The sequence below is a fragment of the Pseudomonas sp. B21-054 genome (genome assembly GCF_026016345.1).
Taxonomy (GTDB): Bacteria; Pseudomonadota; Gammaproteobacteria; order Pseudomonadales; family Pseudomonadaceae; genus Aquipseudomonas.
The window spans coordinates 4,889,550-4,908,474 of record NZ_CP087204.1 but is presented as its reverse complement, the minus strand read 5'-3'; the positions used below and the strand labels follow the sequence as shown (position 1 = coordinate 4,908,474).

Here is an 18,925-nt window from a genome sequence, read left to right as displayed (position 1 = left end):
ATCAAACGGGCTTGGGAACGACAGAAAGCGGCCCCAGTGTCGTTGACGTGACAGCAGGCCTGAACGCGATTGATTTACAATGGCTGTCCTTCAACCGAGGCTGGCATTTCGTGGATGCTTTTTCCCTTGTCTATCAACACCTGATCCAGTGGGTCATCGCCCCCATCACCGATCAGTTTTTCAGCATCTTCAACTTGAACGGCCGCCTTGGGATCCTGTTTCTCTGCGCTTCCTACGGCGTCGCCTATGGCTTGTTCCGCCACAGAAACCATCGTGGCCTGACCGACGCCTGTTCGTTCTGGCAGTTCATTGGCGGCAGCCAGGTGCATCTGCATCGTTCGGCACTGCTGGATTATCGCTACTACTTCGTCCGGGCCATTCTCAAGATTGCCTTGGTATTGCCCATTGTCCATCTGGTCGATCCGTACATCCTGCGTTCCGGGGATTATCTGGCTTTTTTCAGCAACCTCTGGGACGCGCGTCCGCGTCTGGGGGAGAATTTTTCGCTCGCCCTGCTCTATGGGCTGGGGGTGTTCCTGGTGAAGGACTTCGTCCACTACTGGGCGCACCGTGCGTTTCATTCGCGCTGGCTCTGGGCGTTTCACAAGGTTCATCACTCGGCGCCAGTGCTGGTGCCGGCCACCGCGAGTCGGGTGCATTTTGTGGAAAAGATCGTCGAGAAGCTCGGCGTCACCGCCTGCCTGGGTCTCTTCGCGGGTGGCTTCTGGTATGTCTGTGGTGGTGAGATCAGCCGTTACACGTTGTTCGGCGTGACGTACCTGGTGTTCATTTTCAATAGCCTGGCGGCCAACTTGCGTCACACCCATGTCTGGCTGTCTTTTGGTCCGGTGCTGGAACATGTGCTGAACAGTCCGGCCCAGCACCAGATCCACCACAGCGATGCACCGCGTCATTTCAACCGCAATTTCGGCGTCAACCTGTCGCTGTGGGATTGGATGTTTGGCACGCTCTATGTCACCAGCACGCAGCCCGAGCACTTGCGTTTCGGCACCGGAGAACAGGACCACCAGCGTTACCTGACGGTGTATAGCCTGATTGTCACGCCTTTCGTCGAAACTGCTCGAAAGTGTCTACCCGCGTTTTCATATCAACGCCATCACGCCACAATGCGCCCAACGCCTGCCATCGGATCAGCGAGTGCTGAAACGGGTGAGGCCGAGCGAAAATCCAGCAAGGAACGCCCATGAATTTCTTCAAGAAGCTTCTCGGTTCACTGAAAGGCCCTGAACCCCAAGACGCACAGCCCACACCGCAATCCAACGAGATTGGCGACCTGACCGAGGCTGAAGCAGCCAATCTGGCCATCCGAGAGGCCGGCGAAGCATGCCTGGATCGTCATTGGCGTTCTGTCGGCACCGTCGAGCGGGATGTCCTTGCCTACTTGATCAGCCCGACTTTTTCGGGCGGCCCGTACTGGCCTTCGACCCGTCAGGCCTACCGCGTGGTTCGCCGTGGCAACACAATCATTCTCGCCACTGAAGGCCTGTCCGATCCATTCGACGATACTGAAGGCATGGGCAACGGTTTCGAGATGGAGTTATTCATCGAAACCGCGGATATACCCGAGCACGCCTTTGGCTCCCAAGGTGAGGTCGATCCCTTCAAGCGCAGTTGGGCATTCGAGGTGATAGAAAACGTCGCCAAAACAGTGGCCGACGCGGGCGGCATCACGCACCAACTCGAACAACACGGGACGCTATCCCTTGAACTTCCCGGGGTCAGCCAGTCGCATCACATGAGCGATCAACTGCCCAAGCACTTCGTGACAGATGACGACTCCGCCGGCGTCCTGCTCGGGGCCCCGGAGCCGGATTTTCCTACCCAACTGGATGACATGCCCTTGTCCTCGGTCAGATTGGTGCCGGTGGTATTGATCACCGCGGCGGAGCTGGAGTATGTCCGTTCCGGTGGACGAGCGGCGCGGGAGGATCTGGTGAACCGTTTGAAGGCGGCAGGTGTTGGGCATCTGAGCAGCCTGAGTCGGGCGAGTGTTGTGTGATGCCAAGCGACAATTGATCAAAAGCGGGCGGCCTAGAATGTTGTTACTCGCTATGAATGAAATGCAACTAGCTGAGTGAGTCGCATTGGATTTTTTAAGGAGAGTGAGGCGCCCATGGAATTGATTGAAGAGATTGAAAAAGCGTGGGGCTGGGCCGGGCTCAACCCTGCAGTAGTTATTGGGGATAATGATTTTGGCAACCTCATCATCGAAGATGCCGCGGGTAGTTACTGGCGCCTGTGTCCCGAAGACCTGTACTGCAATCGTGTCGCCATTGATCGCGCGGAGTTTGACGCACTTTCTCAAAGCCAGGATTTTTTGCGTGATTGGTACATGGAGGTATTAGTTAACCAGGCCAGGGAAAGACTCGGCCCGCTTCGTCCTGGGTACAAGTACTGTCTGAAAATCCCTGCCGTTTTGGGTGGGAAGTACGAGGGGAGCAATCTGGCGATCATCTCACTTCACGAGCTTGTGGCAATTTCAGGCCACCTTGCTGAGGAAATCGACGGTTTACCAGATGGCGCACAAATCCGCCTTAGTGTTACGGAATAGCGTCTTTCAAAAGCACTTCATACCCTGAGACATACCGTTGCACAGGAATCTGACAGTCTGCTTCGGCTCGATGGTGGCCCTCCCTGACGGGCGGCCACCTGCCAGAGGGAACCTCCGAAGCCCGTTCCGATAAAAGTGCGCACCCGGCAGCAGTCTTGGTCATTGCGGCTATCATCAATGTACTGTGCTTTTTACTATTGGGTTCAGAAACTGGAGCGTCACAGCAGTTTACTGTGTCCTCCAGCCTCTTTGGGAGTACATCATGAAATGGACTTCGCACTTGGCACTCGCGGCCCTTTGTAGCTCCATTGTCCAAGCTGCGGATGTGTACAAATGCACGACCTCGGATGGTCACGTGATGTTCTCGAATTTCGGGTGCGGAACCGCAAGCGGGAGCGCAGAACTACAGGAGCTGAAAATCAACAAGATGGGGGAGCCTATAAAACCATCCTCTGAGCAACGAGAAATTCAAAGCGCGGATTTGGTTTCGTCTCCTAACTCGCCGACTATAGTTCGGGATTCCGCTGATGAAGATACAAGGGATGGTCGTATCAAGCGACGCTTAAGGGCTCAGGAGGAGTACCTCGACAGCCTAAAACCGAAAGTTCCGGGCGTGACGGTGATCAAGAATAAGGGTAGCGAAACCAATCACGAAAAAGCTATGCGTCTGAGAGAGGAGGCTCGAGAGCTTTACTACCAACAGTAATTTCTTGAGTGACGAATTTGAATTGATAGTTTCGCGCGATCGAGCTTTTCGTGCTGTTCAAGCGACTCTAGCGACTCTAGCGACTCTAGCGCGTAAGGGATACCTCTATTCCGGTCCGTGGGGCGAAGCAGCTCTGTCCCAGGCAGTATTCGGCCCCAAGCGCCCTGATACGAAGCTTTCAAAGCTGAAGTTATTAGTCTCGCTATCAATTAACCATAAACCGATTTTTCTTGGGCAGTTGTAGATCAGCACTCATGCATATGACCTGCACCAGCCTGGCCTGACCATATACTCACTTGTTCTCAAAGCCTTTCTTGGAACGTCTTTTCTCCTGAAGGTACTCGCTCTGGAGTGTCAGGATTTCAGACTTGCTCAGAACGCCTTTTCTCTTGAGATTGACGAACAACCGTTCGATGTCATCCAGCTCGATAACATCGCCAGCCAGACGGGTGATGGTTACGGCCCTACGACTCATATCGTCAGCTTCAGCAGTGACATTGTGGGCTTTAGCAGGCCTACGGACCCGAGTCGCGACGCTATCAGCAGCTGTTTGGGTCATTGAAAATTCCTCCACCTACAGTCCAGTAACGCGGACTAAGAAAACGATGAACCCGTGGCGAGGGAGCTTGCTCCTGCTGGGCTGCGTAGCAGCTCTTTTTTGTGAACGCTTCGCACTCAAGCGGGAGCAAGCTCCTCACCACGGATTGTCGGCTGGCAGATTTATAAAGTGGAACCTGCTGGTGCCGCATCCAATCGTCGCGCAATCACATCCATCACATCGCAACCATCACGCAGCGGAATGCAACACAGCTGCGCTAGATCCTGAAGGGTTACGGGATCGATGGTCTGTTCATCGCGCATCGCCAAATTTTCCAGAAACTGGGTAGCGGCACGGATTCGGTAGGCTGCTGCATCGAGCAGGATGTGTAGTGGGGCGGTGGTATCGACGTAGAGGGGTTGGTCGTCGGCGTTGCTGGTAAGACCCATATATTGGTTCATATCAATTCCTTGTGTCATGAGTGAACCGTCACGCTTCGTCGCCAAACGAAGGGTGACAGCTGTACGCAGGTTGGCGAACCGGAGACACAAGGAGCCGGCAGACCCGAAGGTCTCCCGCGCACAGCTGCCATAAAAGCAGTTTCTGTGAGCACAAGGGTGCTTCTGCCACAGCAGAAAGCACCGTTGCACTTGTGTCAATCGAGTCGCCAAACCCGGTCGCCATCTGGGCGACGCCAGGACTATAGCCGCCACCGCAAAAAATACGCAAGGGATTGATAGGGAAGGGGATTCCCAATCATATGTAGGACGTTGCCATAGCTGTAGGCATTCGAGCTATGGGACCTACAACTCATCGGGCCCACCGCCTACATCTTTCGTGGGCAGATGTCGTGGGGAAGAAGGGGTGGAGCTAATTGAGTAAGAACGGATCGAGACGGCTGAGGGAAGTTTCAAATTGCTAATAGAAAATCCCGGCAAGATTGCCGTTCTCTACGAATTCACGCGGCTCGCGTAAAATTTGCTCCAGAACTGCGGGTCTCGAGCCGCTTTCCTGGCGTAGAAGGGTACCGACGAGTAAGCCTCTTTTAAACGTTGCGAGCCCAGCGCCCGCCTTTCGGCTTCCTGGATGCTCAAAGCTCCACTCTGCCAAATCTGCATCCAGAAGCTGTCTGCCCGCAACGTCGCGGAAGGTTTTACTTTCGAAGTCGTAGCAAGCATTTCGTACCTCCGGCACGTAGAAGGCTAAGGATTCATATGCTGTTTCAAGCATACGTTGGATGTTGCCGATAGTATCATCGTCTATCCATTTGATCGACGGGATGCCTAGCCGTTCATCACCATCAATCTGGCGCTGATGTGGCCTAATATGATTAGTCGTCCTTCGTTTTAGGGCGGACGAAAGCATTGCGTCAGTCCGTCGGCGTATAGCAATGTCTGAAAGTCCTTCAGGATCGCCAATAAATTCCCGTTTCGTATTCGCAGCAAAAGCACCTACTGCAGCGTAGATACCGTTACCTCCTCGGCCGGGATCAACCAAACTGACGTCAATCCAAACCTTGCCAGGTGTCACCATTACCGAAAAGTAGTGACCATTTATTCCTCCCGTACGGAACGTATAAACCTCTGTGTCGACATAATGTTTTTCGGCGACGACACTTATGAGTTTAGTGCCAAGGCTCACGTCTGGCATTAACAGGCGCAGATCCGTGGCATAGCTGTTTTGGTAGAGAAACAGGTCTTCGGTTCCTGCCAAGCTTTGTAAGCATCTGGCTGCAAAATCTCCGTCGTGTGATTTGTCTGTCGCGGCATTCCCATCTTCAAGGCCGCTTTGAGCTCCGGCACCATTCTCCATCAACGTTAGATTGCTCCCTTCTATCGGGTCACCAGATCCAGGCATCTGGGGCGACCGGGATACTATGAACGCCACCAGACGGACTACACAACGGCTTGATGGGAAAGAAGATTCCTAATCATTTGTAGGACATTGCTGTAGCCCTACTATCCACTCCTACCTTTCACCCCGCATTTACAGCCTTACACATCCCACAATCCAATCGCGCATTCCCACTCAGCGCGGGATAATACGGCCCGGCTTGAGGTCACAAGCGCTTCCCCTGATTGTATTGGCGGCTGAGAAGGATCGATCGCAATGACAGACTGGCTGCAAAGCTACGGCGAAATGGCCGAACGGATACGCCGCCATGATTGGGACGACACCCCGCTCGGGCCGCCGAAGCAGTGGCCTGACGTGTTGAAAACTACCGTGGCGCTGAGCCTTGCCTCGCATTTTCCCCAAGCCATTGTCTGGGGACCGGATCTGATCACGGTGTACAACGATGCTTTCCTGCCCATCCTCGGCGATAAGCCCGAGGCGCTGGGTCGACCTTTCAATGAGGTCTGGCAGGAGGTCTGGAGCGACATCGGTCCGATCGTGCGGGCAGCTTTCGATGGGCAGGCGACTTTTATCGAAAACTTTCCCTTGGTCATCGAACGTGGCGGTGGCCCCGAGCAAGCTTATTTCACCTTCTGCTACAGCCCCATTCGCGACCCATTCGGCAAGGTCCTGGGCATGCTGGACACGGTCACCGAGACCACCTCGACGGTGTTCATGACCCAGCGTCTGGCTGTCCTGGATGCCATCGGTAATGCCGTGGCGAACGCCACCGACCCGCAGGCCATCATGGCGACCACCACACGGATTCTGGCGGCGCACCTGAACCTGTCCAATTGTGCGTATGCGGACATGGACGAGGATGAGGACGGTTTCACGATTCGCGGCGATTGGGCCCGGGCGGGTTCGCCTCATATTATCGGGCACTATCGATTGGCGGATTTCGGTCGGCTGGCGGTCACCAACCTGCGTGCCGGCAAGCCGCTGGTGATCAACGATAACCTGGCGGAGCTGGCGCCAGACGAGGCGGCAACGTTCCAGGCGATTGGTATCGCGGCGACCATTTGCGTCCCGCTGATCAAGAATGGCCGTTTGACTGCGTTGATGGCCATCCACGATAAAACACCTCGGGTCTGGTCATCCAACGACCTGGCGCTGCTGATGGAGGTCACCGAGCGCTCCTGGGCCCACATCGAACGCACCCGCGCGGACGCTGCCGTGCGTGAAGGCCTGGCGGCCCTGGCTGAGCTGAATGCAACGCTGGAGGAGCGGGTCGAGGAACGCACCACCCGTCTCAAGCAGACCGAAGCGGCACTGCGCCAGTCGCAAAAACTCGAAGCCATCGGCCAGCTCACCGGCGGCGTGGCCCATGACTTCAATAACCTGCTGACGATCATTCGCTCCTCCGTCGATTTCCTGCGCATGCCCAACCTGTCCCCAGAGCGTCGCAACCGCTACATGACAGCGGTGTCCGAAACAGTCGAGCGCGCCGCCAAGTTGACCAGCCAGTTGCTGGCGTTTGCCCGGCGCCAGCCGTTGAAGCCCGAGGTCATCGATGTCGGCAAGCAGGTGCAGAGCCTGGGGGACATGCTGGAAACCGTCACGGGGGCGCGCATTCAGGTCAAGGTCGAGTTGTGCGACCGGCCTTGTTACGTCCGTGCGGATCTGAGCCAGTTTGAAACGGCCCTGATCAACATGGCGCTCAATGCCCGAGATGCCATGAATGGCCAGGGCACGTTGTCGCTTAGGCTTCATTGCGGTGACGGCATGCCGCCGATCCGCGGTCATGCTGGCGCCGGGCAACCTTTTGCCGCCATCGCCCTGGCAGACACTGGGACCGGTATTACCCTGGAGGTGCTGGAACACATCTTCGAGCCGTTCTTCACCACAAAGGAAGTGGGCAAGGGCACCGGGCTGGGGTTGTCCCAGGTGTTCGGATTCGCCAAACAGTCTGGCGGCAACGTCGACGTTTCGACTGTGGTTGGAGAGGGGACGGTGTTTACGTTGTACCTTCCGGAAGTGGAACCCGAAAAAAGCCACGAGCCTGCCAAGGAAGAAACCGCGCCCCTGGTACTGGAAAAGGGGCGGCGCCGGGTGTTGATCGTGGAAGACAATCTGGAGGTAGGACGTTTTGCGAACCAGATCCTCCAGGACCTGGGCTACGAAACGGCCTGGGCGACCAACGCCGAAGAGGCGCTGGAAATGGTCGGCCCCGATGCGAGGGCATTCGATGCGATATTTTCTGACATCGTCATGCCGGGCATCAGCGGCATAGCCCTGGCCAAGGAGTTGCGCCGGCGCCGTCCGGATTTGCCGGTGGTCCTGACGTCTGGTTATAGCGAAGAGTTGGCCCACAGTGGTCATGAAGGCTTTGAATTTTTGTCCAAACCTTATTCGGCCGATCAGGTCTCGCGGGTTTTAAACCGGACGATGCTGGGGACTGAGTGAGTGTTTTCTTTTTGAAACAGTGAGTTCCATTCGTCGGCCAAGGGCTTTCTGCAAGCGCCGGTCTTTTAATGACCGACTAGTCTCATGATCGGGAAGGTCGATATTTTCAGGCAATTGGTTGTTGCCGGTATGGACCTCGATGAAAGGGGAAAGGCAATGGGAGCAACGTACAGCGAGGAGAACGGAGCCACGTATCCGATCAATGAAGGGTTGCAGTGTGGCCAATCGGCCTATCATGCAGACTTTGGCGACGAGCCGATCAAGTCCATCAGGACGAAGGTGCCCAAAGTGCAACATGGGGAAAAGGCCAAGTTTTTGCCCAAGGTCCCGATCCGGAAATAACAGCAAGCGCAGCCCCGTCATTGAACGGGGCTTTTTTTTCGGCGGATTTCGCCAGAGAACAGGCCGCCTCGTAAATTTTTTTCATCTTTTTTCAACTGAGGGTTTCTTTCACGTTTCTTTCACAAGCAGGCACGTAGTCTCAGCTCATCCGTTAGAAAGCAGTACCTGGCCCGTTTCCCCAGCGGGCTTTTTTTTGCCTGTCATAAAACTCTCTCTCCGTTTGCTGTCCAACCGGTATGGCTGATCGCTATCTAGCGTAAACTGACGCTGGCGCGCACCGGCCATCTCTCCCCGATGCGGCATTCTTGAGGTTTCTATCATGCGTTTGACTTTGTCCACCTTGGTGCTTGGGCTTTTGGTAGCCCAGGGCGCGATGGCTGCCGGTGACGGTACCGCTGCAGTCGGCGGGGGTTTGGGCGGTGTATTGGGTAACGTGGTCGGCCAGCAGATGGGCGGCAGTACGGGCGCGGCGATTGGCGCCGGTGTTGGTGGCGCCGCCGGTAGTGCCGTGGGCGCGCGCAAGGGCAGTCGTACGGAAGCGGCCATTGGCGGTGGCTTGGGATCGGCCGGTGGTTCGATTGTCGGCAATCGCCTGGGCGGCTCTACCGGTTCCACCATCGGTGCGGGCGTCGGTGGTGCGGCAGGTGGCGCATTGGGCAGCAACTTGTCCAATGACAACGACGGCCACTCCGGCGGCAAGAAGCACAAGCATAAGAGAAAGCATCGCTAAGCGAATGCTTGGATGAAAAGACCCGGCCATGTGCCGGGTTTTTCTTGAGCATCTATCTGGAACGATTGGCCGCGCCCCGCCTCGAATTCATACATCCATCAGCAATCGCGAGGTGTGCCATGACGCCGGAAACCGAAGGTAAGGAAGAAAAAGGTCCGACGGGTGTTCCCTTTATCAATGATCCGGGCGTCAACGACCCGGGCAATGAGGACCCCGGTTCCCTGATGGATGACGCCCAAGTGCCCCTGATCGAGGATGAAGAAGCTGAACTTGAAGATGAATCCTACGATTGAAGCCGCTCAAGATGAGTGCCCCGCGTCCTCGAACTGCATGACAGGATCCCGCCTGTCAGGAGGTTATATGACTGCCGATTTGCCTGTCCCCGATGACGATGAAACCCCGGAATACCCGCTGCCATCGCCGACCGACTCCCTGAGCCGCGACCAGCGTCCGCCTGACGACGAGGCCGGCGTAGAGCAAGTGCCAAGCGACGATGAAGAGGTCGAGGCGACCCCCGATGACCCGGACATCGCCGGTGACGATGCTTCTGGCAAGCCGAGCTGATAGCCGCGTCCGCCCGTCGATTTCGTGGCACCATCGGCCAACCATGGTTGCCACACATCAGGTAAGTATCTTGAAAAGGAGACTCACCATGATGAAGTTCAACGTGACGGCGTTGACACTCGCTAGCGTTCTTTCCCTCAGTTCGCTGGCTGTGTACGCACAGTCCTCGAGCGGTAATTCGCCTGTGGATAAAGGCGGGATGCCGCCTTCCACCGAGATGGAGGCTGGTTCCAGTTCACCCTCCAGTAATGCCTTGCCGCCCGGTTCCGTGGAGGGCGGCAACGGCAGTGACGCCAGCGGCAGCAGCACCAGCCCGGGTACGGGAAGTGGTTCCACGAGCGGCGGCAGCTCCATGGGCGGCGATTCTTCCAGCAGCGGAACCGGAGCCGGAACCAGCGACAGCGGCGGTAGCTCGGGCAGTGGTTCCAGTGGCTCGAGCCAATAACGCCAGCCTGATGCGGATCTTTTTCTGTGGCGAGGGAGCAAGTGCCCTCGCCACAATGTTGGACGACATACAGATTTCCCGTTGCCTGTCCCAAGCCCCCCTCGTTATCCTGCTGAATCCTTTAAGGCGAACACGCTGACCTGGCCGCACCTGAGCCATCCCTGGAATGTTGTGTTGATAACGGATCAGATGCGATGAATGCACCGCTGAAAGAATTTGGCCCGATCAAGGCTGTGATTTTCGACATGGATGGGCTGCTGCTGGACACCGAGGGGATTTACACCGAGGTCACCTCCATCATCGCCGAGCGCTACGGGCGTACGTTCGATTGGAGCGTCAAGCAGAACATCATCGGGCGCGGCGCCACGGATCTGGCCAATTACGTCGTCCAGGCGCTGGAGCTGCCGATCACCCCCGAGGAGTTCCTGGTGATTCGTGAGCCGCTGATGCGCGAACGTTTTCCCCATGCCCTGGCGATGCCGGGCGCCGAGGAGCTGGTGCGCCATCTGAAGGCCAGTGGCGTTCCAATAGCGGTGGGCACCAGTTCGTCGAGCCAGTCGTTTGCGCTTAAAACCACCCTGCACCGCGACTGGTTCGCGCTGTTCGATTTCATCGTGACGGCGGACGACCCTGAAGTCACTGCGGCGAAACCGGCGCCGGATATCTTCCTCACTGCCGCACGCCGCTTGGGTGTTGCGCCCCGCGACTGCCTGGTGTTCGAGGATTCACCGTTCGGCGTGACGGCCGCGAAAGCCGCCGGCATGACCGCCATCGCCATTCCGGATTCGGCCATGGCGGACGAGAAATACGCCCATGCCGACGGGATCATTCGTTCATTGAAGATGTTCCAGCCGGGCCTGTGCGGTTTGCCGGAACTGGAGTGGGCCTAAAAAAAGGGCTGCTGCGCAGCCCTGCGAGAGCAAGCTCCTTCGCCACATGGGTTTGAAGCCATGCCCGGCGTTTTTTCATGCTTGTGTCAGGCGCCGAAACCACCGTCGATGGTCAGGCTGGCACCGGTGATGTAGCCGGCTTCCGGCCCTGCCAGATAGGCGACGAAACTGGCGATTTCATCGACGTTGCCGTAGCGCCCGATCGCCATCAGCGACATCAGGCTGGAGGCGAAGTCGCTGTCGGCCGGGTTCATGTCGGTGTCCACCGGGCCGGGCTGCACATTGTTGACGGTAATGCCCCGTGGGCCGAGGTCACGGGCCAGGCCTTTGGTCAGGCCCACCAGCGCGGATTTGCTCATGGCGTAAGGCGCGCCACCGGCGAAGGGCATGCGGTCGGCGTTGGTGCTGCCGATGTTGATGACCCGACCGCCTTCGGTCATGTGTCGTGCGGCGGCCTGGGTGGCGATGAATACACTGCGCACGTTGATTGCCAGGGTCTGGTCGAAATCTTCGAGTTTGAATTCGTCCAGCGGTGCCATGGCCAGGACGCCGGCATTGTTGACCAGGATGTCCAACCGGCCAAAGGTCTCGACGGTGGCAGCGACGGCGTTGCGGATGGCGTCGGCGTCGGCGCTGTCGGCCTTGATCGCCAGGGCCTTGCCGCCCGCTGCGATAATGCTGTTTTGCAGTTCTTCAGACTTTGCCCCAGAGCTGACGTAGGTGAAGGCCACTGCGGCGCCTTCTGCGGCCAGGCGTTTGACGATGGCGGCGCCGATGCCGCGAGAACCGCCTTGGATCAAGGCGACTTTACCGCTCAGTGTTTGCGTGCTCATGGTGATCTCCAAATGTGCCGGGGCGAGATGCCGCGGTTGATGGACGGAGTATCGGGAAATGGTTCTCGGCTGTGTAGACGCTTATTGATACAGTCTGTGTAAACCAAAAGTTTAGAGTGGCGCCTATGGAAACCTTCAGCAGTATCGAATGCTTTGTGCGCAGCGCCGAAGTCGGCAGCTTTGCCGAGGCCGCGCGACGCTTGAGCGTGACCCCGGCGGCGGTGGGTAAAAGCGTGGCCAAGCTCGAAGTGCGGATGGGCGTCCGGCTGTTCCAGCGTAGCACCCGTAGCCTGACCCTGACGGAGGCCGGTCAGTTATTCCTGGAGGAGGTTGGCGCCAGCTTGAGTACCATCCAGAACGCTGTCGCCAACCTGGCCAGCGCCGGTGGGCAGCCGGCGGGGACGCTTAAGGTGAGCATGGGCACAGCATTCGGTCGCCTGTATGTGGTGCCCTTGCTCGGGGAGTTTTTGCAACGATACCCGGCGATCAATCCGGACTGGCATTTCGATAACCGGCAGGTTGACCTGATCGGCCAAGGCTTCGATGCGGCCATCGGCGGCGGTTTCGAACTGCCTCTGGGCGTGGTGGCGCGCAAGCTGACGGTGGCCCATCGGATACTGGTCGCATCAACGGACTATCTGCAAAGCCATGCCACAGTGAACGAGCCGGAAGATCTGGCGCAGCATCAGGGCATCCTGATCCGTTCGCCCCAGACCGGGCGGATCCGCTCATGGCAACTGACCAGCCGCACCCGGCAACACAGCCCGCTGACGCTTAAAATGCGCATGACCATGAGTGACTCGGAAGCGGCCTGCGCCACCGCAGCCCAAGGGTTGGGCATCGCCCTGGTGAGCATGCCGTTCGCCGTTCCCTATCTGGAATCCGGCGCACTGCAACGGGTGCTGCCAGACTGGTACGTCGACGATGGCAACATTTCCATCTATTACGCCGAACACAAACTGCTGCCGGGCAAGACCCGGGCGTTTGTGGATTTCATCATCGAGCAGTTTGCCGAACAGGGCTGGGGAGAACGGTTCAGTGCAGTTTGAGGCTGGCCGAACGATCTCATTGTCCCTATCGCGAGCAAGCTCGCTCCCACATGGATTTTGGTGTTCACGAAATGTGTGCTCACTGCAAAATCGATGTGGGAGCGAGCTTGCTCGCGATGGGACCGCCGCCGTTTAGAAAATAAAACTCACCGCCCAAACCGCCCCGGCCAGCCAATGATGGTCTTGGGCCGAGGCGTCCCGTAGGTGCGCACTTTCGAGGTCGACAACCCCAGCCGCACCAGGGATTCGGCAATGGTCACCGCCGCGGTCACGCCATCGACCACCGGTACCCCGGTGCGCTGGCGGATCTGCTCATCGAGCCCGGCCATGCCGCCGCAGCCCAGGCAGATCACCTCGGCCTTGTCCTGGCTGACCGCCAGTTCGGCCTGGCGCACGATGGCCTCGACCGCCCGTTGCGGGTCCTGCTCAAGCTCCAGCACCGCCAGGCCGCTGGCCCGGACCGAGGCGCAGCGGTCGAACAAGCCGGACAGCTTGAGACGGTCTTCGATCAGCGGCACGGTGCGGTCCAGGGTGGTGACCACCGAATAGGCGTGACCCAGAAACATGGCGGTGCTGGCGCCGGCGTCGGTGATGTCCACCACCGGCACGTTCAGCAGTTCTTGCAAGCCTTCGCGGCCATGTTCGCCATAGCCGGCCTGGATCACCGCGTCGAACGGCTGGTCGTAGGACATCACCCGGTCCATCACCGCGATGGCCGCCAGGTAGCTTTCAAAATTGCCTTCGATGGAGTCGGCGCCGAAATGCGGCGTGAGCCCGATGATTTCGGTGCCCGGCGCGGCCACGGCCTGGGCCTGGCGGGCGATGGCCTGGGTGATGGATTCGGTGGTGTTGACGTTGACCACGAGAATTCGCATGAGCTGTCCTCCTTAACGCATGAAAGTCAGCGGCCCGAACCTGTTGGGCCGCTTTGAATGATCAATGGCTGACGTTATCCACAGCGATGGATTCACCGCTGACGTCTCCGTAATACGGTTGGCGCTTGGCAATGATCAGGTACAGCAGCCCTGCAATCGAAGCGCCAATCAACCAGGAAAACGGTGAAACGCTGTCGAAACCGGGCACCAGCGCCAGGATAATCGCGATCAGCGCCGCCGGAATGAACGCGACTACGGCACGCAGGTTGACCCCATTGCTGTAGAAATACGCACCGTTTGGGTCCTCGCTGTACAGTTGCGGCACGTTGATGCGACCTTTTCGCAGCAGCCAGTAGTCGACCATGATCACCCCGTACAGCGGCCCGAGCAGGGCGCCGAGGCCGGACAGGAAATACACGATCACCAGCGGGCTGTTGTACAGGTTCCACGGCAGGATCAGCACGGCAATGGCAGCGCTGATCAGCCCGGCGCGGCGGAAGGTCAGGTACTTGGGCGCCAGGTTGCTGAGTACGAACGCCGGGGCGACGAAGTTGGCCATGATGTTCACCGCCACGGTGACGATCAGGAAGGCCAGGCAGCCCAGCACCAGAAGGAACGTGTTGGGAATCGAGGCGACGACCTGGGTCGGGCTTTCGATGATTTGCCCGTTGATCTGGAACTGTGCACCACACAGCAGGATGGTGATCCCGGCAAATACCAGAATATTCACCGGCAGGCCCCAGAAATTTCCGACGACGATGGTTCGCCGGCACGGCGAGGAGCGGGCGAAGTCGCAGAAATTGAGAATCAACGTACCGTAGATCGACAGCCAAAGTGCTCCGCCGGCAAAGATATTGCGCCACATCTCGCCACCGGTCAGGGGGTCGCGGATCGACCAGGCAATGGTGGCGCCGGCCTGGGTGTACATCCAACCGGCCAGTGCCGCGACGGTCACCAGGATCACCGGGCCGGCGAAGCCTTCGTAACGGCGCACCGTCTCCATGCCGTAGGCCAGGATCACCAGTTGCACGAACCAGATCGCCACGAAACACAGCCAACCCAGGCTCGACAGGCCCAGGATCAAGTCGTGGTCATAGTCGGCGACTCCTGGGTGGATTGCCGTCAGCAAAACCCGTAGGACCACGGATGCCAGGTATGTCTGAATACCGAACCAGGCAATGGCGATAACCGCCCTGATCAAGGCAGGAATCTGCGCCCCGTGGATACCAAAGCTGATCCGGCTGATTACCGGAAACGGCACCCCGGTTTTCTGCCCCATGTAGCCGGACAGGTTCATGAAGCCATACACCAACGCCGCCCCGATGCCCAGGGACAGCAAAATCTGCCAGCCGCCCAGGCCCAGGGCATACAGGCCGATGGCGAAGGAGTAGTTGGCAATGTTGTGCACGTCGTTGGTCCACAGGGCAAAGATGCTGTAGCGGCCCCAACGCCGACCTTCGGCCTTGGTCGGTGCCAGGTCTTTGTTGTGCAGTCGCGGGCTCAAGGCCAGGGACGCGGCGGTTTTGTCATCAAGGGGTGTGGAGGAGGGCAGATCCAGCGCGATGTTGTTGGAGAGACTCGTACGCATTCCGGCAGGCTCCTGATTCTCGGCGCAGCGATGACTGTGCGTGAGCGCGGGGCTCGACAAATCTTCGTCGCGGCGGGCGAGCATCATTGGTTACGGGGCATCTGCAGCCTGTACGGGATAGGGCGCTTCAGGCTTGCGGATCTAAAGTGTGTGTATGTTTTATAAATGTTGTATACAAAACACTTGTCGACTCAAGCCAGATTTATGCCAGCTCCTCGATCTGTCGGGAGGGCCTCTCATTTCATTTGGTTATTGATATTCAATAAGTCACTGAAAGTACGCGCTTATAAATTGACCCATTGAACAGGTATTTATTTTCAAGGACGTACTTGGGAGAACTTGAGAGGTGTAAGGCAGGAGGGGGAGGTGTAACTTTTCAGCGCGCTCATCAACGGAATGCACACAAAAATGGCACCTGTGGTGACATTTTTGTGTACAGGAACGTCTGCCTGGCTACAGGGCTTTGCTTTTGGCGATGATATTCCCGGCGTGCAGCCCGCATTCTTTCTGCGTGGCTTCTTCCCACCACCAACGACCCTCGCGTTCGTGCTGGTTCGGCAGCACCGGGCGGGTGCAGGGCTCGCAACCAATGCTGATGAAACCGCGTTCATGCAGGCTGTTGTAAGGCAGCTCCAGCATGCGGATGTAACCCCAGACTTCTTCGCTGGTCATCTGCGACAGCGGGTTGAACTTGTACAGGGTGCGCTCGGGGGTGGAAAACGCCGTGTCGATTTCCAGCACGGCCACCTGGCTGCGGGTGCCAGGGCTCTGGTCGCGGCGCTGGCCGGTGGCCCAGGCGCGGACATCGGTCAGTTTGCGCCGCAGCGGCTCGATCTTGCGGATGCCGCAGCACTCGCCGTGGCCGTCCTTGTAGAAACTGAACAGGCCTTTTTCCTTCACGAAGGGCTCGAGTTTCGTGTGGTCCGGCGAAACCAGTTCGATGTCGATCTTGTAATGCTCGCGCACCTGATCGATGAAGCGATAGGTCTCCGGGTGCAGGCGGCCGGTGTCGAGGCTGAACACCTTGACGTTCTTGTTCAGCTTCCAGGCCATGTCCACCAGCACCACGTCTTCGGCGCCACTGAACGATAGCCACAGGTCATCGCCGAACTCGGCGAAGGCCAATTTGAGGATGTCCTGCGGGGACTTGTTGGCATAGGTCGTGGCGAGTTCCACGACGTCAAACGATGGGCTCATCAGGGCGGCTTCCTACAGGTCGGTGGCGCTGGGCGCTCTATATGGGGCTGATGGTAACAAAAGCTGTCGAGGCTGGCGCGCTCCTGTGCGTTGCGCCGGCACTGGCGAATGGCTAGAGTCGGCAAGCCTTTTGTTCGCTCAACCGATAAACATCAGAAAAAATGGGAGTGTCTTGTGGAAATTGCCTGTCTCGACCTGGAAGGTGTGCTGGTCCCGGAGATCTGGATCGCCTTCGCTGAAAAAACCGGGATTGAATCCCTCAGGGCAACCACGCGGGACATTCCCGACTACGACGTGCTGATGAAGCAACGGTTGCGCATCCTCGACGAACACGGCCTCAAGCTTTCCGACATCCAGGAAGTCATCGCCACCCTCAAGCCGCTGGACGGCGCCAGCGAATTCGTCGACTGGCTGCGCGAGCGCTTCCAGGTGGTGATTCTTTCCGACACCTTCTACGAATTTTCCCAACCCCTGATGCGTCAACTCGGCTTTCCGACTTTGCTGTGCCATCGCTTGATTACCGATGACAGCGGGCGGGTGACTGGGTACCAACTGCGTCAGAAAGATCCCAAGCGCCAGTCGGTCCTGGCTTTCAAGAGCTTGTACTACCGCGTGATTGCCGCAGGGGATTCCTACAATGACACCACGATGCTGGGTGAAGCCGACGCCGGGATTCTGTTCCATGCGCCGGAGAACGTGATCCGTGAATTCCCGCAATTCCCGGCGGTGCACAGCTTTGCCGAGTTGAAGCAGGAATTTATCAAGGCGTCGAACCGCAATCTCAGCTTGTAAGTAAAAACCTGTGGGAGCGAGCTTGCTCGCGATAGCGGTGTGTCAGTCGATTCCAAAGGGCTGCTGACCTGACGCAATCGCAAGCAAGCTCGCTCCCACAAGGGTTCGTGTGCAGTTCGCGATAGGGTTAGAGGTTCTGCAAGGTTTCCAGCAACACCCGAACCTTGGTAATCGACTCCTGATACTCCGCCTGCCAATCCGAATCCGCGACAATCCCGCCGCCGCCCCAGCAACACACCTGCCCATCCTTGACCAGCAGGCTGCGGATGGCGATGGAGCTGTCCATTTCCCCGCGCACGTCCAGGTACAGCAACGAGCCGCAATACAGCCCGCGCCGGGTCGGTTCGAGTTCGTCGATGATTTGCATGGCGCGGATTTTCGGCGCTCCGGTGATCGAGCCGCCGGGAAAGCTGCCGGCGATCAGGTCCAGGGCGTCCTTGTCGTCGGCCAGCTCACCGGTCACGCTGCTGACCAGATGATGCACGTTCGGGTAGCTTTCCAGGCTGAACAACTCCGGCACCCGCACCGAACCAATACGGCAGGTACGCCCCAGGTCGTTGCGCAGCAGGTCGACGATCATCAGGTTTTCCGCCCGGTCCTTGGGGCTGGCCAGTAGTTCGGCGGCATGGGCCGCGTCTTCGCCAGGTGTAGTTCCCCGGGGCCGGGTGCCTTTGATCGGCCGGGTTTCCACGTGGCCCTCGCTGACCTTGACGAAACGTTCGGGCGACAGGCTCAACACCGCACCGCCATCCGGTAGGCTCTGGAAGCCGGAGAATGGCGTCGGGCAAGCCGCCCGCAGCGCCTGGTAAGCCGCCCAGGCGTCGCCTTTGCAGGGGGCGCGAAAGCGCTGGGAAAAGTTGACCTGGTAGCAGTCGCCCGCCTGGATATACGCCTGGATGCGCTCGAGCGCCTGTCGATAATCTTCGGCGCTGAGGTCTGGCGTCATGGGGCCTTCAAGGCTGAAGGCAGCACCGGGTAGCTCAGCCGGCTGGCTGAACAGCGCGATCAGGCGTTGGCGTTCATCTTCGCCACAATGGGGGTGGAACACCAATTGGCTGGTGCCGGACTGGTGGTCGGTGACCAGCGCCCAGTCGTACACGCCGAACCGCGCATCGGGCAGTTGCAGGTCGTCCTGGGCGTGGGACGGCAAGGCTTCAAGGTGTCGGCCGAAGTCGTAGCTCAAGTAGCCGATCAGGCCACCGGCGAAGGGCAACTGCACCGTGGTCGGCAGGTTGGCGTGCCCCAGTTGCGCCAGTTGAGTGCGCAAGCGGTGCAGGAAATCGCTACCGCTCTCATCCGGCAACACCGCCAGTTGCTCCAGCGGCCAGGCGCTGAGCAGGTCATAACGTCCGCGTTCGGCGCTCGGCCGGCCACTGTCGAGCATGACACTGCCCGGCGCGTGACGGATCGCCGCGAAGTATTCGGCGGGGTTGGCGCGATAGGGCAGCGGGTGTACGGAGCAGGTTGGCATGGGCGGGGCGGGTCAGCCGTTCAGGCGGGGTGGC

21 protein-coding genes are annotated in these 18,925 nt (G+C 58.5%); 12 read left to right on the top strand and 9 right to left on the bottom strand.

Translation table 11 applies throughout. From position 1 onward, the window contains the following. Nucleotides 1–110: 110 nt before the first annotated feature. From LOY70_RS21105 to LOY70_RS21090, 4 genes are all read left to right on the top strand, one after another. Nucleotides 111–1,208 (top strand): sterol desaturase family protein, encoded by a 1,098-nt coding sequence (locus LOY70_RS21105; protein WP_265029211.1) that lies wholly within the window; start codon nt 111–113, stop codon nt 1,206–1,208. Then, entirely contained in the window at nt 1,205–2,020 is an 816-nt protein-coding gene (locus tag LOY70_RS21100) for a suppressor of fused domain protein (RefSeq protein WP_265029210.1), read from the top strand. Before LOY70_RS21105 ends, LOY70_RS21100 begins: the two co-directional genes overlap by 4 nt. Nucleotides 2,021–2,134: 114 nt before the next feature. Then, complete coding sequence (locus tag LOY70_RS21095; RefSeq protein ID WP_265029209.1) at nt 2,135–2,572, top strand: DUF1851 domain-containing protein; 438 nt, start codon at nt 2,135–2,137, stop codon at nt 2,570–2,572. 262 nt (nt 2,573–2,834) lie between these two features. After that, nucleotides 2,835–3,278 (top strand): DUF4124 domain-containing protein, encoded by a 444-nt coding sequence (locus LOY70_RS21090; RefSeq protein WP_265029208.1) that lies wholly within the window; start codon nt 2,835–2,837, stop codon nt 3,276–3,278. Nucleotides 3,279–3,570: 292 nt separating this feature from the next. Here the strand turns inward: LOY70_RS21090 and LOY70_RS21085 are convergent, their stop codons facing one another. The 3 genes from LOY70_RS21085 to LOY70_RS21075 all read right to left on the bottom strand — a co-directional run bounded on the left by LOY70_RS21085 (nt 3,571) and on the right by LOY70_RS21075 (nt 5,628). Further along, on the bottom strand, nt 3,571–3,837 hold the full coding sequence (locus LOY70_RS21085) for a hypothetical protein (protein WP_265029207.1): 267 nt from the start codon (nt 3,835–3,837) through the stop codon (nt 3,571–3,573). 161 nt (nt 3,838–3,998) lie between these two features. Then, a complete protein-coding gene (locus LOY70_RS21080) occupies nt 3,999–4,277 on the bottom strand; it encodes a short-chain dehydrogenase (RefSeq protein ID WP_265029206.1) in 279 nt (92 codons plus the stop codon). A gap of 457 nt (nt 4,278–4,734) precedes the next feature. Then, the gene (locus LOY70_RS21075) at nt 4,735–5,628 is read right to left on the bottom strand and encodes a hypothetical protein (RefSeq protein WP_265029205.1); all 894 of its coding nucleotides are present in this window, start codon (nt 5,626–5,628) and stop codon (nt 4,735–4,737) included. 297 nt (nt 5,629–5,925) lie between these two features. Here LOY70_RS21075 and LOY70_RS21070 point away from each other — a divergent pair, with 297 nt between their 5' ends. From LOY70_RS21070 to LOY70_RS21050, 5 genes are all read left to right on the top strand, one after another. Beyond that, nucleotides 5,926–8,115 carry a response regulator gene (locus tag LOY70_RS21070; protein WP_265029204.1) on the top strand — a complete coding sequence of 730 codons (2,190 nt, stop codon included), beginning with the start codon at nt 5,926–5,928 and terminating at the stop codon, nt 8,113–8,115. Between the two features lie 84 nt (nt 8,116–8,199). Then, nucleotides 8,200–8,457, top strand: coding sequence for a hypothetical protein (locus LOY70_RS21065; protein ID WP_265029203.1), 258 nt, complete (start codon nt 8,200–8,202; stop codon nt 8,455–8,457). 319 nt (nt 8,458–8,776) lie between these two features. After that, nucleotides 8,777–9,187 (top strand): glycine zipper domain-containing protein, encoded by a 411-nt coding sequence (locus LOY70_RS21060; RefSeq protein WP_123345788.1) that lies wholly within the window; start codon nt 8,777–8,779, stop codon nt 9,185–9,187. 119 nt (nt 9,188–9,306) lie between these two features. Then, a complete protein-coding gene (locus LOY70_RS21055) occupies nt 9,307–9,480 on the top strand; it encodes a hypothetical protein (RefSeq protein WP_265029202.1) in 174 nt (57 codons plus the stop codon). Nucleotides 9,481–9,547: 67 nt separating this feature from the next. Next, the gene (locus tag LOY70_RS21050; RefSeq protein ID WP_123345786.1) at nt 9,548–9,751 is read left to right on the top strand and encodes a hypothetical protein; all 204 of its coding nucleotides are present in this window, start codon (nt 9,548–9,550) and stop codon (nt 9,749–9,751) included. 57 nt (nt 9,752–9,808) lie between these two features. Here the strand turns inward: LOY70_RS21050 and LOY70_RS21045 are convergent, their stop codons facing one another. Then, the gene (locus LOY70_RS21045; RefSeq protein ID WP_265029201.1) at nt 9,809–10,105 is read right to left on the bottom strand and encodes a hypothetical protein; all 297 of its coding nucleotides are present in this window, start codon (nt 10,103–10,105) and stop codon (nt 9,809–9,811) included. 285 nt (nt 10,106–10,390) lie between these two features. Here LOY70_RS21045 and LOY70_RS21040 point away from each other — a divergent pair, with 285 nt between their 5' ends. Beyond that, entirely contained in the window at nt 10,391–11,086 is a 696-nt protein-coding gene (locus LOY70_RS21040; protein WP_265029200.1) for an HAD-IA family hydrolase, read from the top strand. Between the two features lie 86 nt (nt 11,087–11,172). Here the strand turns inward: LOY70_RS21040 and LOY70_RS21035 are convergent, their stop codons facing one another. Next, nucleotides 11,173–11,919: a 3-oxoacyl-ACP reductase family protein gene (locus LOY70_RS21035; protein WP_025214783.1), complete on the bottom strand. Its 747-nt coding sequence runs from the start codon at nt 11,917–11,919 to the stop codon at nt 11,173–11,175. Nucleotides 11,920–12,044: 125 nt separating this feature from the next. Here LOY70_RS21035 and LOY70_RS21030 point away from each other — a divergent pair, with 125 nt between their 5' ends. Then, the gene (locus LOY70_RS21030; RefSeq protein ID WP_265029199.1) at nt 12,045–12,968 is read left to right on the top strand and encodes a LysR family transcriptional regulator; all 924 of its coding nucleotides are present in this window, start codon (nt 12,045–12,047) and stop codon (nt 12,966–12,968) included. 146 nt (nt 12,969–13,114) lie between these two features. Here LOY70_RS21030 and LOY70_RS21025 read toward each other — a convergent pair whose 3' ends face one another. The 3 genes from LOY70_RS21025 to LOY70_RS21015 form a co-directional block, all read right to left on the bottom strand. Further along, entirely contained in the window at nt 13,115–13,843 is a 729-nt protein-coding gene (locus tag LOY70_RS21025; protein WP_265029198.1) for an aspartate/glutamate racemase family protein, read from the bottom strand. A 61-nt stretch (nt 13,844–13,904) separates the two neighbouring features. Then, nucleotides 13,905–15,431: an NCS1 family nucleobase:cation symporter-1 gene (locus tag LOY70_RS21020; RefSeq protein WP_265029197.1), complete on the bottom strand. Its 1,527-nt coding sequence runs from the start codon at nt 15,429–15,431 to the stop codon at nt 13,905–13,907. Between the two features lie 453 nt (nt 15,432–15,884). After that, a complete protein-coding gene (locus tag LOY70_RS21015) occupies nt 15,885–16,628 on the bottom strand; it encodes a phosphoadenylyl-sulfate reductase (RefSeq protein WP_265029196.1) in 744 nt (247 codons plus the stop codon). A gap of 174 nt (nt 16,629–16,802) precedes the next feature. Here LOY70_RS21015 and thrH point away from each other — a divergent pair, with 174 nt between their 5' ends. After that, a complete protein-coding gene (thrH, locus tag LOY70_RS21010; RefSeq protein WP_265029195.1) occupies nt 16,803–17,420 on the top strand; it encodes a bifunctional phosphoserine phosphatase/homoserine phosphotransferase ThrH in 618 nt (205 codons plus the stop codon). Nucleotides 17,421–17,547: 127 nt separating this feature from the next. Here the strand turns inward: thrH and pabB are convergent, their stop codons facing one another. Further along, nucleotides 17,548–18,891 carry an aminodeoxychorismate synthase component I gene (gene pabB / locus LOY70_RS21005; protein WP_265029194.1) on the bottom strand — a complete coding sequence of 448 codons (1,344 nt, stop codon included), beginning with the start codon at nt 18,889–18,891 and terminating at the stop codon, nt 17,548–17,550. Between the last annotated feature and the right edge of the window lie 34 nt (nt 18,892–18,925).

Coding starts and splice junctions, on each gene's coding strand:
- LOY70_RS21080 (WP_265029206.1), bottom strand. CDS start 4,277: ATGAACCAATATATGGGTCTTACCAGCAACGCCGACGACCAACCCCTC.
- pabB (WP_265029194.1), bottom strand. CDS start 18,891: ATGCCAACCTGCTCCGTACACCCGCTGCCCTATCGCGCCAACCCCGCC.
- LOY70_RS21030 (WP_265029199.1), top strand. CDS start 12,045: ATGGAAACCTTCAGCAGTATCGAATGCTTTGTGCGCAGCGCCGAAGTC.
- LOY70_RS21085 (WP_265029207.1), bottom strand. CDS start 3,837: ATGACCCAAACAGCTGCTGATAGCGTCGCGACTCGGGTCCGTAGGCCT.
- LOY70_RS21025 (WP_265029198.1), bottom strand. CDS start 13,843: ATGCGAATTCTCGTGGTCAACGTCAACACCACCGAATCCATCACCCAG.
- LOY70_RS21075 (WP_265029205.1), bottom strand. CDS start 5,628: ATGGAGAATGGTGCCGGAGCTCAAAGCGGCCTTGAAGATGGGAATGCC.
- LOY70_RS21070 (WP_265029204.1), top strand. CDS start 5,926: ATGACAGACTGGCTGCAAAGCTACGGCGAAATGGCCGAACGGATACGC.
- LOY70_RS21035 (WP_025214783.1), bottom strand. CDS start 11,919: ATGAGCACGCAAACACTGAGCGGTAAAGTCGCCTTGATCCAAGGCGGT.
- LOY70_RS21060 (WP_123345788.1), top strand. CDS start 8,777: ATGCGTTTGACTTTGTCCACCTTGGTGCTTGGGCTTTTGGTAGCCCAG.
- LOY70_RS21055 (WP_265029202.1), top strand. CDS start 9,307: ATGACGCCGGAAACCGAAGGTAAGGAAGAAAAAGGTCCGACGGGTGTT.
- LOY70_RS21015 (WP_265029196.1), bottom strand. CDS start 16,628: ATGAGCCCATCGTTTGACGTCGTGGAACTCGCCACGACCTATGCCAAC.
- LOY70_RS21065 (WP_265029203.1), top strand. CDS start 8,200: ATGATCGGGAAGGTCGATATTTTCAGGCAATTGGTTGTTGCCGGTATG.
- LOY70_RS21100 (WP_265029210.1), top strand. CDS start 1,205: ATGAATTTCTTCAAGAAGCTTCTCGGTTCACTGAAAGGCCCTGAACCC.
- LOY70_RS21045 (WP_265029201.1), bottom strand. CDS start 10,105: ATGGAGCTGCCGCCGCTCGTGGAACCACTTCCCGTACCCGGGCTGGTG.
- LOY70_RS21095 (WP_265029209.1), top strand. CDS start 2,135: ATGGAATTGATTGAAGAGATTGAAAAAGCGTGGGGCTGGGCCGGGCTC.
- LOY70_RS21090 (WP_265029208.1), top strand. CDS start 2,835: ATGAAATGGACTTCGCACTTGGCACTCGCGGCCCTTTGTAGCTCCATT.
- LOY70_RS21050 (WP_123345786.1), top strand. CDS start 9,548: ATGACTGCCGATTTGCCTGTCCCCGATGACGATGAAACCCCGGAATAC.
- LOY70_RS21040 (WP_265029200.1), top strand. CDS start 10,391: ATGAATGCACCGCTGAAAGAATTTGGCCCGATCAAGGCTGTGATTTTC.
- LOY70_RS21020 (WP_265029197.1), bottom strand. CDS start 15,431: ATGCGTACGAGTCTCTCCAACAACATCGCGCTGGATCTGCCCTCCTCC.